Annotated in this window: 11 protein-coding genes, 1 tRNA gene and 1 pseudogene; 4 read left to right on the top strand and 9 right to left on the bottom strand. The window is 67.0% G+C overall.

Going from position 1 to position 15,550, the window contains the following annotated elements; all coding sequences use genetic code 11:
• Positions 1-4: 4 nt before the first annotated feature.
• From LC062_RS12560 to LC062_RS12535, 6 genes are all read right to left on the bottom strand, one after another.
• Positions 5-1,672, bottom strand: a complete 1,668-nt coding sequence (locus LC062_RS12560) for a cytochrome ubiquinol oxidase subunit I (protein WP_224911376.1) — start codon at positions 1,670-1,672, stop codon at positions 5-7.
• Positions 1,673-1,780: 108 nt separating this feature from the next.
• Entirely contained in the window at positions 1,781-3,382 is a 1,602-nt protein-coding gene (locus tag LC062_RS12555; protein ID WP_224911375.1) for an amino acid ABC transporter ATP-binding/permease protein, read from the bottom strand.
• Complete coding sequence (locus LC062_RS12550) at positions 3,379-5,025, bottom strand: ABC transporter ATP-binding protein/permease (RefSeq protein WP_224911374.1); 1,647 nt, start codon at positions 5,023-5,025, stop codon at positions 3,379-3,381. The genes LC062_RS12555 and LC062_RS12550 overlap by 4 nt, the downstream gene beginning before the upstream one ends.
• A gap of 57 nt (positions 5,026-5,082) precedes the next feature.
• Entirely contained in the window at positions 5,083-5,784 is a 702-nt protein-coding gene (locus LC062_RS12545; RefSeq protein ID WP_224911373.1) for a Crp/Fnr family transcriptional regulator, read from the bottom strand.
• A gap of 53 nt (positions 5,785-5,837) precedes the next feature.
• The gene (locus LC062_RS12540; RefSeq protein WP_224911372.1) at positions 5,838-7,046 is read right to left on the bottom strand and encodes a TsoY family (seleno)protein; all 1,209 of its coding nucleotides are present in this window, start codon (positions 7,044-7,046) and stop codon (positions 5,838-5,840) included.
• 509 nt (positions 7,047-7,555) lie between these two features.
• Entirely contained in the window at positions 7,556-8,050 is a 495-nt protein-coding gene (locus LC062_RS12535; RefSeq protein ID WP_224911371.1) for an Rrf2 family transcriptional regulator, read from the bottom strand.
• A gap of 101 nt (positions 8,051-8,151) precedes the next feature.
• On the opposite strand from LC062_RS12535, the gene LC062_RS12530 reads away from it, so the two are divergent.
• Positions 8,152-8,622 (top strand): carboxymuconolactone decarboxylase family protein, encoded by a 471-nt coding sequence (locus tag LC062_RS12530; protein ID WP_224911370.1) that lies wholly within the window; start codon positions 8,152-8,154, stop codon positions 8,620-8,622.
• A 245-nt stretch (positions 8,623-8,867) separates the two neighbouring features.
• On the opposite strand, the gene LC062_RS12525 is transcribed toward LC062_RS12530, so the two are convergent.
• Positions 8,868-8,957 (bottom strand) — tRNA-Ser (locus tag LC062_RS12525).
• A 255-nt stretch (positions 8,958-9,212) separates the two neighbouring features.
• Here LC062_RS12525 and LC062_RS12520 point away from each other — a divergent pair.
• The 3 genes from LC062_RS12520 to pabB all read left to right on the top strand — a co-directional run bounded on the left by LC062_RS12520 (position 9,213) and on the right by pabB (position 12,373).
• The gene (locus LC062_RS12520) at positions 9,213-9,533 is read left to right on the top strand and encodes a hypothetical protein (RefSeq protein ID WP_224911369.1); all 321 of its coding nucleotides are present in this window, start codon (positions 9,213-9,215) and stop codon (positions 9,531-9,533) included.
• Positions 9,534-9,584: 51 nt separating this feature from the next.
• Positions 9,585-10,244, top strand: a complete 660-nt coding sequence (msrA, locus tag LC062_RS12515) for a peptide-methionine (S)-S-oxide reductase MsrA (protein WP_224911368.1) — start codon at positions 9,585-9,587, stop codon at positions 10,242-10,244.
• Between the two features lie 215 nt (positions 10,245-10,459).
• Complete coding sequence (gene pabB / locus LC062_RS12510; RefSeq protein ID WP_224911367.1) at positions 10,460-12,373, top strand: aminodeoxychorismate synthase component I; 1,914 nt, start codon at positions 10,460-10,462, stop codon at positions 12,371-12,373.
• Between the two features lie 8 nt (positions 12,374-12,381).
• Here pabB and LC062_RS12505 read toward each other — a convergent pair.
• Both LC062_RS12505 and pheT read right to left on the bottom strand, forming a co-directional pair.
• Positions 12,382-12,828 (bottom strand): annotated as a pseudogene (locus LC062_RS12505) (nucleotidyltransferase family protein); the annotation flags it as partial.
• Between the two features lie 249 nt (positions 12,829-13,077).
• Positions 13,078-15,504, bottom strand: a complete 2,427-nt coding sequence (gene pheT, locus LC062_RS12500) for a phenylalanine--tRNA ligase subunit beta (RefSeq protein ID WP_224911366.1) — start codon at positions 15,502-15,504, stop codon at positions 13,078-13,080.
• Positions 15,505-15,550: the final 46 nt, after the last annotated feature.

The following is a 15,550-nucleotide window of genomic DNA, read 5'->3' as shown; positions in this document are numbered from 1 at the left end:
TCCGTTACTCCGCAGGCGTGGGCTTGGAACCGGAGAAGCCGTCGTCCACCGCCGAGGCGGCGCGGGCGCCGGCCGGGGCGAAGGGGCCCTGTCCGTCATGGGTGCGCAGACGATGTTCGTGCCGCGCCTCCCAGGCTTCGGTTTCCTCGACATCCTGGAACGGGCCCTTGCGGATGTATTTCAGCATCAGGCCCATCTCGACGATGAAGAGGATGGTGTAGATGGTCACGAAGCCCGCCAGCGTCAGCAGCAGGTCCTGCACGCTGAGGTGGCTGACCGACAGCGCGGTGGGCAGAACGCCGTCCACCGTCCAGGGCTGGCGACCGTATTCGGCCACGAACCAGCCGAGCTCGGCCGCGATCCAAGGCGCCGGGATGATCGCCACGGCAAGCCGCAAGGCCCAGCGCGGATAGCTCTGCTGCCTGAAGGACGACCGCCAGAAGAAATAGACCATCACGCCGATGAAGGCGAAGCCGAGGCCGACCATCACCCGGAAGGCCCAGAACAGCGGCAGGACGCCCGGGATCGTATCGGTCGCCGTCATCGCGATCTGCTCGGGCGTCGCATCGCGCGGATCGTCCATGTAGCGCAGGAGCAGGAAGGCGAAGCCGAGGTTGTCAGAATGGGCCTCGAACGTCTCGCGCACCTTGGCAGGGGTGTCGCCCCGCTGCTCGCGGATCGTCATCAGCGCGTCATAGGCGACGATGCCCGAGCGGATGCGCACCTCGGCCTCGTCGACAAGATCGTTGATGCCGGGGATTTCGCTGGCCAGCGACCGGGTGCCGATCAGGCCCATCACCCAGGGGATCTCGACCGCGTAATGCGTCTCGCGGGCTTCGACGTCGGGAATGCCGAAGGCGGTGAAAGGCGCAGGCGCCGGATGGGTTTCCCACATGCCTTCCATCGCGGCAAGCTTCATCCGCTGCGTGTGGCTGGCCGAGTAGCCGCTTTCATCGCCGAGCACGACGACCGACAGGGCCGAGGCCAGGCCGAAGGCGGCGGCGACGGTGATCGAGCGGCGGGCCAGAGCCGTGTGGCGGTTCTTGAGCAGATACCAGGCCGAGACGCCAAGCACGAAGACCGAGGCGGTGACATAGCCCGCGCTGACGGTATGGACGAACTTGGCCTGCGCGACCTCGTTGAACAGCACCTCGAAGAAGCTGTCCATCTCCATCCGCATCGTGTCGGGGTTGAACGAGGCGCCCACCGGGTTCTGCATCCAGCCGTTGGCGATGAGGATCCAGAGCGCCGAGAAGTTCGAGCCGATCGCGACCAGCCAGGTGACAACGAGATGCTGGACCCGGCTCAGCTTATCCCAGCCGAAGAAGAAGAGGCCCACGAAGGTCGCTTCCAGGAAGAAGGCCATCAGGCCCTCGATGGCCAGCGGCGCGCCGAAGATGTCGCCGACGTAATGGCTGTAATAGCTCCAGTTCATGCCGAACTGGAATTCCATGGTGATGCCGGTGGCGACGCCCAGCACGAAGTTGATGCCGAAGAGCGTGCCCCAGAATTTCGTCATCTGCCGCCAGATGGGCCGGCCCGTCATGACGTAGACGGTCTCCATGATCGCGACGAGGATCGACAGGCCCAGCGTCAGCGGCACGAAGAGGAAGTGATACATCGCCGTCATCGCGAATTGCAGGCGTGACAGCTCGACAATATCGAGCTCCATGTCGTGATCTCCTATTCTATTGCGCAGAGCGCAGTCGCCCGGCGACTCGCAATGGTCAGCGCGTGAATGCCGATTAGCATCATCACGGTCATCGGTTTGGTGATTTCGTCACCGAAGTCCGTCGAGACGGCAGATCCGGTCGAAGACAGGATGATCGGCACCGCGATGCAGCGCAACAAGGATGGCTGCACGGGGCAGGTACCTGCGGATGCTACCGAGCAGTGCTGCGGCAGTGGCATCGTCGAGCCCTTCGGTCGGCTCGTCCAGGACCAGCAGATCGGGTCGGCGCAGCAGGCAGCGCGCCAGCGCCAGGCGTCTGGCCTGCCCACCCGAGAGGCCGTGCCCGCCTTCACCCAGGCGTTCGTCCAGCCCGCCACGCGCGCGGATCGTGCCCGCGAGCTGGGCCGCCTCCAGCGAGGCCCAGAATTCCGCGTCGCTGAAGCCCCCCGCGAGGCATAGGTTCTCGCGGATCGTGCCGGCGATCAGCGCGCTACGTTGCGGAAGAAGCGCGACGCGAGTGCGGAAGGACGCCTCGCTCCAGGCATCCGGGGGGCGCCCGCCGATGGTGATGCCGTCCGCGGGCAACAGCCCCGCGATGGCCAGAAGCAGCGTGCTCTTGCCGGCGCCGGACGGGCCGGTCAGCGCCAGCGCCTCGCCGGGCGCGAGGGTGAGGGACAGGTCAGGCCGCGTGATCCGCAGAACGGGCGCATTGTTCAGGGGCGGTCTCTCGACGATGGAAAGATCAGCTATTGCCGGGCCCACACGCCGCGCCGCACCGCTTATCCGCCCGAGGTCCGCAAACCCTCGCCGAAGCGGCAGGATCGTCTCGGCCAGCGCCAGCGCGACGAACAGGCCAATCACGGCCGTCGCTGGGTCGACCCGGCCCTCTGCCAGCATCCAGCCGCCGGCGAGAAACGCCCCGGTGGCCGCCAATGTGGCGATGACGGACAGCAGGGCGCCGGCGCTACGCTCGATCCGGTCGAGCCCGGTCGTTTCTGCCCGGACGGCCGCGTCCAGCCCCATTAGGTCGCGTTCCCGCACGTCGAGCCTGCCCGTCAGGATCAGCGCCTCCCGGTCGCGGATCATGTCGATCAGTCCACGCCGCAGGTGCTGGGCTCCTTGTTCGGCGGCATCCGAAGGGCCTTGCGTCCGCCGCGCGAGCGCCCAGAGCACGAGGACGGCCGCGGGCAGATAGAGACCGGCAATCGCCAAAGCGACCGGGAGACCGGCCAGCCAGACCAGCACTGCAAAGACCACGCTGTGAGTCAACAGCGCAGCCGCGGACGGAAGCAGGACGCGCAGCACCAGCCCGTCCAGCGCGTCCACGTCCGAGATCATCCGGGTCAGCACCGCCTCGCCCCTGAGCCGCGCCAGCGCCCAGGCGTCAAGGCCGGCCTGCCGCCGCAGGATCGCCACCCGCAGCGCCGCCAGCGCCCGCAGAATGGCGTCATGGGTCAGAAGCCGCTCGCCATAGCGGGCCGCCGTCCGGCCGAGCGCAAGGAAGCGCACCCCGGCCGAGGGACGAAAAACGTCGAAGGCGATACCGACTCCGGCCAGCCCCGCGATGCCTGTGGCGGTGATGAACCAGCCGGAAAGGCCCAGAAGCGCCGCGCCCATGACGAGCACCACGACCGACAGCGCCGCGCCTCGTGCCATGGCCCAGGGCGCGGCACCGACAAGACGGCGAACGATCCGAAGAACCTGGCTCATGCGCTCATCGCCACTTGTCTGTCCATGACCGCCGCCAAGGCCGGGTCGTGGGTCGCCACGAGGATCGCCCGTCCTTCGCCCCGGACGCGGTCGAGCGCCGCGATAATCCGGGTAGCGGTCTCGGTATCGAGATCGGCGGTCGGCTCGTCCGCCAGGATCAGGTCGCCGCCTTCCATGACCGCCCGCGCCAGCATCAACCGCCGCGCTTCGCCGCCCGACACGCCGCCGCCGGTCTCGCCCAGCCGTGTCGCCAGCCCCTCGGGCAGACGGTCCACGATCCCCTCGGCGTCGGCGAGCCGCAGCGCCGCCCAGGGGTCGGCGCCAGTCCCACGCGGATCGAGCCAATCGCCCAGCGGCATGTCCGCGAAATGCACCCGCTGCGGGACGAAAGCGATGCGGCGGCGCCAGCCGTCCGCCGTCCCGCTTCCCAGCGCGCTGCCGCAAACGGAAATCCGCCCCGCCGCCAGCGGCACCAGCCCGGCGATGGCAGCCAGAACCGTGGTCTTGCCCGCACCGCTCGGCCCGATGATGGCCAGCGCGTCCCCCGGCCCGAGCACGATGTCCGGCAGCGTCACCTCTCGCCCCGGCAGCGCCGCGACGGCGGCCTCCGTCCGGAGCGAGAACGCCCCCGCCAGCGGTTCGGCCTCTTCGCCGCTCCCGACCATCGAGGCCCGTTCGGCCGCGTCGAGTGCATCGAGATCGGCAACTACGGCATATCCGGCGGCCCGGTCGTGCCAGGCCGCCGAAAGGTCGCGCAGCGGCTGGAAAAACTCGGGGGCGATCAGCAAGAGGAACAGCCCCTCGCCGAGCGTTAGCGGACTGCCCCAGCTGCCGAACCCGATCTCACCCAGAAGCGTGAATCCGACGAAGACCGCGACCAGCGCCACGCCGATGGCCGAAAACAGCTCGAGCACCGTCGAGGAGAGAAATGCGATGCGGAGCACGGCCATGGTCCGGACCCTCAGTGCCTCGGCCCGCACCGCGAAATCGACCGTCGCCCGCTCGGATGCGCCCAGAAGCCGGATGTCCGTCAGTGCGGAAAGCCGGTCCATCAGCATGTCGTTCATGCTGCCGATCTCGTCCATCTGCCGCCGCGACGCCTCTTCGGCGGCCATGCCGACCAGCGCCATGAAAACCGGGATCAGCGGCCCGGCGACCAGCAGCGTTAGCCCGACGACCCAGGACAGGGAAAAGGACAGGGCAAGAAGCACCAGCGGCAGGACCGACACCCGCATCATCGCTACATGGTAGCGGGTGATCCAGGGCTGCAGCAGCGGCAGCTTTTGCACGACCAGCGACGCGACGGCCGCAGATCCGATCCCGGCGGTCGCCCGTGCCTCGCGCCGGATCATCGCGGCACGCTCACGCGCGATCGTCGCATCGGCCGCCCGGAACAGGAGCGCCCCGGCCCGATGGTCGAGGATCGCCCGCACCAAGCCGGCAAGCAGGAAGGCGAGTGCGGCGCCAAGCGTGTGGGCCGGCTCGACCTCGCCCTCGACCCATCCCGAGACCGCCCAGGCGATGGCGGCGGCCTGAACCGGCCAGAGCAACCCCGCGAGCACGGCAAGACGCCCGGCGGCCTTCAGGTCCCCGGACACCGGCAGGATGATGCGTTGTCTTGCCCTTTGCCGCTGTGAGGACACAGCATGCTCGGGGGCTTTTTTCCTGGGCATTGATTTCGAGTCAGTTCTGAATGGCGATCAGCGCATGTCGCGCCTTGTCTGTCTACCCGACACGCACCAGGTTGACGAGCCTCGCGCAACACGCGAGAGGGCCCCCTGTGCCACGACCTCGATACGGCCCCTGGCCTGCAGGATCCACCCCTTGTCGGCAAAGCACTTCAGACGCCGCGACACGACTTCGCGCGCTGTCACCAGATCCACGGCGATCTCGCGATGTGTCGCGACGATCGGGTTGCCCTGTCCCTGCGCAATCAGCCATGCCGCGAGCCTCTGGTCAGTCGTCTCGACGCCCTTTTCGGAGATGCGCCTGAAAAACCGTGGAAGACGCGCCGCATGTCCGGCAAAAAGGGCGGCCCGAAAGGCCGGATCTTCCCCGACGAGACGGATGAAGGCCTGCGGTTCGAGTTCGTGCCAGGTCGACGGCTCAAGGCAGACAGCCTGCACCGTGATCGGGGAGCCGGACAGGATCGCCGCAGAGACTGGCATGCAATCCTGCCCCGCGAATGCCCGGCATTCCGCCCATGGCAAGCCGGCCCGTTTCGTGCGGAAACGGACCGTGATTCGTCCGGACCGAAGGAGCACGAAGGCCTCCGGCAAGCCGTGCCAGCGAAAGGCTGTCGCGCCGGCCTCGGCCACGTGCGCGATGCCACCCGCCTTGACCACGGCGTTCTCCAGAACCGCAGGATCGGGACGGGCCCGGATATCAAGATCGCAATGCATGTCTGATCTCCGTCCTGCCCGGCGCATGAAGAGCGCCGGGCCGAGGTTCCGAGTCACTCGGCAGGAACGACCGGGGTCCGGGCCGCGCTGAGGAAGTGGCGCCGATTGAGCACGAGGAGTAGCACGACCATGGCCGCCTGGACTGCGAGCGCGAGGCCGGTCAGCATCCAGTAGGCCACCCCGAATTTCGCGATCAGCCCGGCCGCGACGAGGCCCTTGTTGATCCAGAAGTGCCCCATTACCGACAGCGCGACGCCTGGGCAGATCAGCGCATAGCTGCCGACCGAGGTCTCGGATCCGATGATGAAGCGGCGCAGATACCCCGTCGCGCGCAGGATCGTGAGGCCGAAGAGCGCGAAGAGGATTTCGACCGAGATAAACCACGACAGGGTCACCAGCATGTCGCCGGCGCCGCCGTGTCCCCCGAAATGGACGTGGAGCCCGTGATCCTGCCGCAGGACGAGGATGCCGAGCACCGTCATCAGCGGCACGACGATCGTGAGCGTCGGCGCCTGCTCGACGGCGACACCGTTCTCCAGCATCGAGCGGACGCCGAGGGTCAGTGCGACCGCGGCGATCAGGACGGCGGCGACGAGGAAGAAGGTCGACAGTATGATCGACGCACCCGCCGTTAGCGCGGTCGCGCTCATCGAACCGGGAGCGGCAAGGCCGACCCCAACCATCCCGAGCGCGAAGGCGGGCATCAGCTGGGCGAAGGAATTGTTGGCCTTGCAGTCGAAACCGCCGGCACCGATGACGCGGGCGAGAAACCCGCCGAGTTGCCGGAAGGCCAGCACGCCGATGGCAAGGAACGCGGCCATCGCCGCCGGGAACAGGTACTCGACGACGGACCAGAGACCCGGAACGAAGACGAGGCCGAGGATGAAGCCGACGTTGACCGACATCGCAAGCGCCAGCGGCAGGGTCATCATCTGGGTCTGGGCGTTGGCTCCTGCAAGCATCCGTCCCTTTTCGGACGCCAAGAAGGCGCCGACGCGGCGGAGGTTCCAGACTAGGAGGTAGAGGTTCATGGCACCGAAGATCGCGATGCCGGCCACCGCGGCGAGGATCGCCGTGGCCAGAAGAGGCGACGCCTTGCCGAATGCTGCGGCGATGTCCTCGAAGATCGGAACGGCGCGTCCGGGATGCGGCACCCAGAAGAGCAGATACATGAAGAACGAGACAGCAAGGCCGCCCGCCCCGACAGAGGAGAGAAGGTAGAGAGGGGCCCAGTTGTCGGCCGGTCTGCGAATCATGGACATGGCGATGCTCCTGCTTGATGGAGCACTCTTGACACAGCTTCGCGCGGAGGGCGGGTGACAAGGTCACCAAGCGACCGCCCGTATTTCCTGAGGTCAAGCCGAAGGACGGTCACCGTCTCTGCGCTGGGAGGCGAATGCGAAGAGGGGCACCGCTCAGCCCAGCGAGGCAATGGAGCAGCGGGCCCTCAATAATCCGTCTCCACGTACCCCCCCGAGCAATCGTAGGCGACCGCCGCCGTCGCGCCGTTGTTCATGAAACTGCGAAGGCTCAGGAGTTGGGTCGCGGCGGGGATGTCGGTGTCGAGCCTGACCTCGACCACGGTCGGCGTGTTGACCCACCGTGGTGCCGTTCGCGCCCGAGATGGCCGTACCGATGGTCGTGATCGCCGCCGAGACCATGACGGTTCCGGGCGCCTTCAGCGGCCAGCGAGAAGGTCGCCTTCTTCGTCGCATCGGTGTCGCGGCAAACCGGCAGGAACGAAGCACTGACTGATGGCATCGGGTCGCGTTTAACGCTGCGATTCCGCGATGAAATCTGCAATTGCCCGCCGGTTGTGGTCGCTGATTAACGCCTCTCCATCGCTCACCAGATCAGAGAGTGTTTGAGCACGCAAAGCGTCCCGCCAGGCGTCCTCCGCAGCAAGCATGCGAGACTTGATGAAGCAGTCTGCTTTGTAGACGCACGGGTCTTTAGAATAGCCCGGCCCGCGGCGTCGAAGCTCGCGGCAGACGAACGCCGGTTCACGCCCGTCAATGGCCTCAACGATATCGAGTAACGTTATGCTCGCTGGCTCTCGCGCCAGGCGATATCCCCCCCGTGGCCCCGGCAGTGCGTCAATGACACCGGCAGCCGCGAGCGCGCGCAAATGCTTCAGGAGGTAGGACTCGGAAACTCCATGAAGCTCGGCAAGGCTCTTGCCCGCGAGAACCTTGCCATCTGGCAGGTAGGCAAGTGCTAGGGCGCAGTGCAGCGCCGCCTCGACTCCATCGCTCAATCGCCGCACCGGGTTTCCCCCTGTTTTCGCGGTGTTGGGTTGGCACCCTCATATCGTGGATATATTATATCCACGATTCGACGCCAACCCTCATCTGACAGGACTTTGCCATGCAACCGAGAATGAACATCGCCCATCTTGCGCCTGACCTCTATCGTGCCGTCGCGGCCCTCGACAGTGCGGTGAAGACCTCGGGTATCGCCGCTCGCCTTCTGCACCTCGTTAAGCTGCGCGCCTCGCAGATCAACGGTTGCGCATACTGCGTCGATCTTCACGTGAAGGAGGCACTGGCTGATGGACTAAGCCCACAAATGCTGCACCTCCTGCCTGTATGGCGTGAATCCCCCTTCTTCGACGACCGGGATCGCGCGGCCCTAGATTGGACTGAAAGTGTGACGCTGGCCGCCCAAACCGGCATTCCAGATGCCACGTTTGAAGTGGTCAGAGCCGCGTTCTCCGAGACCGAGATTGCACAACTGACCATTGCCATCGGCACAATCAATATATGGAACAGGATTGCAGTGAGTTCGCGCTTGCAACACCCATTGGAAATGGGGCCGGAAAGTGTGAGCAAAGCATAATGATAGGTCAGTCACCGAGATAGCTGACTGCAATGCGTGGGCGACGAGCCTAGAATTCGCCCACGACGCACCTGCCGCAACGCCTCGGCATAGCCCGATCCAGCAACAGCGCCCGCGTGAAGGCGCTGGAGGCCGACCTTGCTAGCCTTTCGCCCAAGCCCCACACTCAGGGCGCCCGACCAACCGATGCCGGACGTCACATCGTCGAGCGCACGGGAAGCGGTGCTCCCGATTTTATGCCGAAATGGCGGAGAGAGAGGGATTCGAACCCTCGAGACGGTTACCCGCCTACACACTTTCCAGGCGTGCGCCTTCGACCACTCGGCCACCTCTCCGCAGTCTCGGTCCTCATGAGCCGGTCGAAGCCGGAGCCCGCAGGTCCGAACCGCATTGCCAGAATGCGGTTTGCAGCCACCGTTTCTGATGCCCGCAAGTCGCGCACTATACCCAGCACGCGATCGAGTTCAAGCGCCGAAATTCCTTTTTGACGCGGTTATCAACATTCCGTCAGCGTCATTGCCCGGCGCCCCTCCTCCGCCTATCTTTCCGGCAGATCAGATCACGCCCTTCATGGGGAATGGACCGCCGCAATGATACGTTTTCTCCTGCGCCTTCTCGGCCTTGCGCTGGTCGCCGTCGCGCTGGTCACCATCGTCCTCGATGGCACCCAGACCATCGCCGCCTCGGCATGGTCGACCACGCCGCTCGGCCAGTACTGGTTCCAAATTTCGCCCGCGTCGCTGAACATCACTCAGGCGGCGATCCAGCGCCACGTCAATCCGGTCCTGTGGGATCCGGTGATCCTGACCCTTCTGGTGCAGCCGGTCTGGCTCGTCGCCGGACCGCTCGGCTTTGTCCTTCTGTGGCTTGGCGAGCGCCGCTGGTCCCGCCGCCGGCCGGAGTTTGTGTGACGCGGAACGCCGGCCCCGCCGCCGGTTCCCTTAGTGCCCAAGGAGGCGCACATGTCGTTCATGACCATGCTCAGCAACAAGTTCTCCCTCGTGGGCCGCGACGCCGCCCTGCCGGGACGCGAAACGCCGATCGTTACGCCCGGGGTCCATGCGGTGTCCGGCATGCCGATCGACGCCAGCCCGGCGGAGGGGCAGGAAGAGGTGCTCCTCGGTCTCGGCTGCTTCTGGGGCGCGGAACGGCTGTTCTGGCAGATGCCGGGCGTTGTCGTCACCGCCGTCGGCTACGCGGGCGGCTACACGCCGAACCCAACCTATCACGAGGTCTGCACCGGACGGACCGGCCATGCGGAGGTGGTGCGGGTGGTGTTCGATCCCAAGGTGTTGCCGCATGACCGGTTGCTGCAAGCCTTCTGGGAAGGACACGATCCGACGCAAGGGATGCGCCAGGGCAACGACACAGGCACGCAATACCGCTCGACCATCTACTTCAGCAGCGAGGCCATGCGCGAGGCCGCCGAACGCTCGAAGACGGCCTATGCACAGGCGCTCGGCAGTGCCGGTCACGGCCGGACGATCACCACGGAGATCAAGCCGGCGGAAAGCTTCTACTTCGCCGAGACCGACCATCAGCAGTATCTCGCCAAGAACCCTTCGGGCTATTGCGGGCTCGGCGGCACCGGCGTCACCTGCCCGATGCCGGCGGCGGACTGACGCCTGCAACGCCGGTTTCGTCGCGGTGGGCCGGGGCATGTCGCGATGTTCATGTCGCGATGGGGGGCTTGCAATGTCGCCCGCAAGACGGTAGCGCCAAAGCAAGGCGGACGCTTGGCCGCGCGGGAGCCATCTCCCGACCGGCACAGCGGCCCGCACCGATCGCCGTCCGGCCTGCCGGGCGGCACGCTCCATCCCCCGCTCCCTGACCGAAAATGCGCGATACCCCCTCGACCGGCACCCTTCTTCTTCTCGATGCGCTTGCCGGCACGGCACGGCTCTTCACCGCGCCGGAACGGATCCTTGCCTGCACGCGGCTGGAAGAGGTGCCATCGGTTCTGGAGGCCGCCGAGCAGGCCGCGGCGCAAGGCCATCACTGCGCCGGCTATCTCGCCTATGAGGCCGGCTATGCCTTCGAGGACAAGCTGCGCACGCCGCCCTTCACATCGCCAGCGGTGCCGCTGGTGTGGTTCGGCGTTTATGGCCCGCCCCGGGAGCTGAGCCGCGAAGAGGCCCTTGCCGCGCTCACCGCCGTACCGGCACCCCAGAGCGCCGAGGAGGCGCCCTCAGGGCTTCGCCTCGACGGGTTCGACATGACCCGCGAGGCCTACGCGCAGGCGTTTGCCGCCATCCGCGATCACCTGGCCAAGGGCGATATCTATCAGGCCAACCTGACCATGCGCGGGCGCGGCACCTGGCACGGCGACCCGGCCGTGCTGTTTTGCCGGCTGATCGCCGCCCAGCCGGTCGGTCATGCCGCCTTTCTCGATCTCGGCAGCCACAGCGTGCTGTCCTTGTCGCCGGAGCTGTTCCTGGAACGGCAGGGCGCACGGCTGCAAAGCCGGCCGATGAAGGGCACGGCCCCGCGCGGATCAGATCCGGAGGAAGACCGGACAATTGCCGCAGAGCTTGCCGCCGACGAGAAGTCCCGCGCAGAAAACATCATGATCGTCGACCTGATGCGCAACGACATCTCGCGGATCTGCGATCCGGGCAGCGTCGAGGTGCCGAAGCTGCTGGAGGTGGAGGGCTATCGCACCCTGTTCCAGATGACCTCGACGGTGGAAGGGCGGATCACACCCGGCACCGGATTTGCCGCCTGCATGGCGCGGCTCTTTCCCTGCGGCTCGATCACCGGCGCGCCGAAGCTGCGGGCGATGGAGATCCTGCGGGAGCTTGAGACCGGCCCGCGCGGCATCTACACCGGCTCCATCGGCTGTCTGGAGCCAGGCGGCAATTTTCGCTTCAACGTCGCCATTCGCACGCTGGTCGCGGCGCGGGATGGAAGCTTCGAGATCGGTACCGGCTCGGGTCTTGTGTTCGATTCCCGCGCCGAACCGGAATACGAGGAATGCCGGCTGAAGCTTGCCTTCCTGGAGCGAAGCGCGCCGGAGTTCGCCCTGTTCGAGACCATGGCCTGGCACCCGGGCGACGGCTACTTGCTGCTGGAGCGGCACCTGAACCGGCTTGAGGCCAGCGCCGCCCAGCTCGGCTTCGCCTGTCCGCTTGGTGCCATCCGGCAGGATCTGGCACAGCGGGCGGCAAGCTTTGACGCGGCCCGGCGGGTGCGGGTGCAACTGGACGCCGATGGCCACTTTTCGGTGACCGACGCCCCGCTTGCCCCCACCCCGCCGCGCTGGCGCGCGGTGCTGGCCGAGAGCCCCGTCGACGCCCCGCCCCCCTTGCTGCGGCACAAGACCACCGCCCGCGCCCACTATGACGAAACCCGGGCACGGCTGGCGGCAGAGACCGGCTGCGACGAGGTGCTGTTCTTCAACGCGGAAGGGTTTCTGACCGAGGGCAGCATCAGCAATCTGTTCATTGCCCGGGGCGGGCATCTCTTGACCCCGGCACTGCGGCACGGGTTGCTGCCAGGGACCTTGCGCGCCGCGCTGCTGGAGAGCGGCCGCGCCCATGAGGCAGACCTCACCCTCGCCGACCTTGCCGGCGCGGACAGCGTCTATTTCGGCAATTCGGTGCGCGGGCTGGTGGCGACGGACATCCAGTCGCGCGATGCCGCCGAGACCGGGCGGACCTCGGCGGATGCCGCCATTGGTGCTCCCTCCGGCCAGGACACGACCTCCAGCTCCGGCCAGAGCACCTTCATGCGACGGGCCTTTTCCGCGTAGCCCCGGCGATTGTCGAGCGCCGGATTGGGCACCAGCCGCATGGCGAAGATATCGGCAAGACCGAAGGGCGCGACGATATCGAGCCGGTCATCGGCGCAGAGGCGCACGCCAACCGCATGGGTGTGCGCGGCATAGCGCAGGAGCGCCTCGTCAGTGCAGCGCAGCGGCGCGTAAGGCACACCGAAGCGCTGTTCGAACCACAGATGCACCCGGGCCTGATTGCGGATCTCCACCGGCCGTCCCGCCCTGGCGAAAAACGGGGCAGCGCGGGCGATCACCCGGTCTTCCGCCTCGAACCCCGGATCGGACGCATCGAAATAGACCAGGTCGAAATCCTTGATCCCGTGACCGGGCCGACGAGCGGTCAGGGCGTTCCAGACGCTCTGGTAGATCGCACCGCTCACCAGACGCCAGTCGGGCAGCGCAAGATCGCGCGCGGCGCGCAGAACGCCCATCAATGTCTCATCGGTGCGGATCAGAAGTTCCAGCATGCACCGACGGTCCCGCTCGCTGGTCAGCGACGGATCGCCAAGGCTCCGCCGGTCCAGCGGCAGCAGTGAGGGCCGGTCGGCGGGTCGGGGCACGACCCGCAAGGTGCGTTGTGGTCTCATGTCACCTCCGACATGACATGTGGCGGCGACCGGCGCAAGCACCACGAGGATCGCCGGCAGACAGGACCCGCCGGCGATGGTTCAGGGCACGGTTCAGCCGCGCAAGGTACCGCCGGTGGCCTTTTCCACCGCCGCCCGGATGCTGGCCGCAACCGCCTCGATGTCCTCGTCGGTCAGCGTCCGGTCGCGCGGCTGCAGGGTGACGTCGATGGCCATCGACTTCTGTCCTTCGGCGATGCCCGCGCCGCGATAGACGTCGAACAGGGTCACCCCGGTGATCAGCGTCTTTTCCGCGCCGCGCGCGGCCTTCAGCAGCCGCTCGGCGGTGACCGCCTCGTCGACGACAAAGGCGAAGTCACGCCGCACCGGCATCAGATCGGACGTGTCGAGCGCGCCCTTGGAGCGCCCCGCCCGGGCCTTGGACTTCGGCGTCGGCACCGCATCGAGATAGACCTCGAAGGCCACCATCGGACCTTCCAGATCGAGCGCCGCGAGAACCCGAGGATGCAACTCGCCGAACCGAGCGAGCACCGTCTTCGGGCCAAGCCGCAATTCGCCCGAGCGTCCCGGATGCAACCAGGCCGGCGCCTCGGCGAAGACCATCAGCTTGTCGACCGGCGCCCCGATCGCAGCAAGCGCGGCTTCCGCATCCGCCTTGGCGTCGAACACCGACACCGCCGGCGCATTGCCGGACCAGTGCCGCTCGGCGCCGTTGAAGCCAGCGGTGCCCCGGCGCAGGCCGGCGGCGACCATTGACTGCCCCTTGGGCGTGTCGTCGCCGAAGATCTGCCCGACCTCGAACAGGGCGACATCGGGATAGCCGCGGTCGGCGTTGCGCTGCGCTGCTGCCGCCAGCCCGGGCACGAGGCTCGGCCGCATGTCCGACAGCTCCGGAGAAATCGGGTTGGCCAGCTCCAGATCACGCCGGCCACCGCCAAAGGCTTCGGCCTGCGCGCGGGAAATGAACGACCAGGTGACCGCCTCCTTCAGACCGCGCACGGCCAGCGCCCGCCGCGCCTGCCCCCGGCGCAACTGGCCGGGCGTCAACACCCGCCCGGAGACCGACGAAAGATTGGGAAGCGGGGTTGCCGGCACCTCATCGAGACCGACGATGCGCACCACCTCTTCCACCAGATCGGCCTTGCCATGCACATCCGGACGCCAGGAGGGCGGCGCCACCTTCACGGTATCGCCGCTGCCGGTGACCCAGAAGCCAAGGCGCGTCAGCACGCCCTTGATCTCCGGCGTCGTCAGCGACAGGCCGGTCAGCCGCTTCACTTCCGCCACCGGGAAGTCGATCATCCGCTCGCTGTTGGGCAGCTCGCCGGTGAACATGACCTCAGTTGCCGTGCCGCCGCACAGCTCGATCACCATCTGCGTCGCCAGATCGAGGCCCGGCAGGCAGAACTGCGGATCGACGCCGCGTTCGAACCGGTAGCGCGCATCGGTGCTGATGCCGAGCGCCCGCCCGGTGCGGGCGATGTTGACCGGGTCCCAAAGGGCGGATTCGATCAGCACATCGGTGGTTTCCTCGGTGCAGCCGGACAGCTCGCCGCCCATGATACCGCCGATGGATTCCACGCCATTGTCATCGGAAATGACGCACATGCTGTCATCGAACCGATAGGTCTTGCCATCGAGGCCGAGCAGTTCCTCGCCCTCGCGGCCGCGCCGAACCACCAGATCGCCGGCGACCTTGGCGGCGTCGAACACATGCAGCGGCCGACCCCGGTCGAAGGTGATGTAGTTGGTGATGTCGACCAGCGCGTTGATCGGACGCAGACCGATCGCCACCAGGCGCTTCTGCATCCAGGCCGGAGACGGACCATTGGTGATGCCGCGCACGAGACGCAGGCCGAAGGCGGGGCAGAGCGGCGGCGTATCGCCGAACTCAAGGCGCACGGCAACCGGGCAGGCCCCCTCGCCGACCACCGATGCCGGGCGGTTTTCCTTGAAGATGCCAAGACCGGCCGCGGCCAGATCACGGGCGATCCCGGACACGCTGGCGCAGTCGGGCCGGTTCGGCGTCAGGCCGATCTCGATCACCGGATCGTCGAGCCCGGCATATTCGGCATAGGAAGCGCCAAGCGGGGCATCCTCGCCAAGATCCATGATGCCGTCGTGGGACTCGGACAGCTCCAGCTCCCGCTCCGAGCACATCATGCCGAAGCTTTCCACGTCGCGGATCTTGCCGACCGACAGGGTGACGTCGATGCCCGGCACATAGTCTCCCGGCCGCGCCAGCACGCCGACCAGCCCGGCGCGGGCGTTCGGCGCGCCGCAGACGATCTGCAGCGGCGCGGCGCCATCGCCGGCATCGACGCTGAGCACCTGAAGGCGATCGGCGTTCGGATGCGGCCTTGCCTCCAGCACCTTGGCGATGGTGAACGGGCGCAGGCGGTCGGCGGGGCTGGTCACCTCCTCGACTTCCAGGCCGATGCGGGTCAGCGTCTCGACGATCTCGTCGAGGCTTGCGTCGGTTTCCAGATGATCCTTCAACCAGGACAGGGTGAATTTCATGGTGTCGGTCTCTTGTCTTGGCCGCGGGCCGCCCGGCATCCACCGG

The organism is Stappia indica, from assembly GCF_020177335.1.
In the GTDB taxonomy this organism is placed as follows: domain Bacteria; phylum Pseudomonadota; class Alphaproteobacteria; order Rhizobiales; family Stappiaceae; genus Stappia; species Stappia indica_B.
Note: the sequence above shows the minus strand (reverse complement) of the source record. Positions and strands in the feature narration are given on the sequence as shown.

Coding starts and splice junctions, on each gene's coding strand:
- msrA (WP_224911368.1), top strand. CDS start 9,585: ATGTCGTTCATGACCATGCTCAGCAACAAGTTCTCCCTCGTGGGCCGC.
- LC062_RS12540 (WP_224911372.1), bottom strand. CDS start 7,046: ATGTCCATGATTCGCAGACCGGCCGACAACTGGGCCCCTCTCTACCTT.
- pabB (WP_224911367.1), top strand. CDS start 10,460: ATGCGCGATACCCCCTCGACCGGCACCCTTCTTCTTCTCGATGCGCTT.
- LC062_RS12545 (WP_224911373.1), bottom strand. CDS start 5,784: ATGCATTGCGATCTTGATATCCGGGCCCGTCCCGATCCTGCGGTTCTG.
- pheT (WP_224911366.1), bottom strand. CDS start 15,504: ATGAAATTCACCCTGTCCTGGTTGAAGGATCATCTGGAAACCGACGCA.
- LC062_RS12520 (WP_224911369.1), top strand. CDS start 9,213: ATGATACGTTTTCTCCTGCGCCTTCTCGGCCTTGCGCTGGTCGCCGTC.
- LC062_RS12555 (WP_224911375.1), bottom strand. CDS start 3,382: ATGAGCCAGGTTCTTCGGATCGTTCGCCGTCTTGTCGGTGCCGCGCCC.
- LC062_RS12530 (WP_224911370.1), top strand. CDS start 8,152: ATGCAACCGAGAATGAACATCGCCCATCTTGCGCCTGACCTCTATCGT.
- LC062_RS12560 (WP_224911376.1), bottom strand. CDS start 1,672: ATGGAGCTCGATATTGTCGAGCTGTCACGCCTGCAATTCGCGATGACG.